Genomic DNA, 594 nt, shown 5'->3' with positions numbered 1-594 from the left:
GCGTAATCTGAGTATTTCACCTCGTTTTTTCGCGTCATGTGTTCAGAATCGTATCGGTCGATTCTACCTTCTGGGTACTCATAAGGACTGTGGTTGCTTGATGTGAACACAAGGCTGAAGAAAGGTTTGTCACCTTTTGAAAGACGCTCAAACTCTTCATCTGCTTTATTGTAAAGATCTTCGTCACTGACTCCCCAAGAGCCAACAAAAACTGGGTTCGTATAGTTTTTCTCTTCAACAATTTGGTCGAAGCCATTGCCGAAGAAGAAGGTCTTCATGTTATCGAAGTTTGCTTCACCGCCGTAAATGAACTGTGTGTGGTAGCCTTGCTCTTTCAGCAAATCAGCAATAGTAAAGAAACCCGTTTGGCTCTTACTCAGTTTAACAACCGCGCGAGAAGGCGATGGCGGGAAGCCTGTTGTTACCGCTTCGATACCACGAACTGAACGAGTGCCCGTTGCGTACATTTGTGTGAACTGCCAGCCTTCTTGCATCAGTTCATCAAGGTTTGGTGTAAGAGGCAGACCACCCAAAGAGCCCACAAACTGTGCGCCCAAGCTCTCTTGTAACAAGATAACCAAGTTTTTACGCTTT

Annotated in this window: 1 protein-coding gene; it reads right to left on the bottom strand. The window is 45.5% G+C overall.

Going from position 1 to position 594, the window contains the following annotated elements:
• Nucleotides 1–594: LTA synthase family protein (locus R7190_RS29015; protein WP_318138087.1), on the bottom strand; the 594-nt coding region annotated here is incomplete at both ends.

It is taken from the genome of Vibrio sp. 1078-1, assembly GCF_033340475.1.
This window is presented reverse-complemented; position numbering and strand designations above follow the sequence as displayed.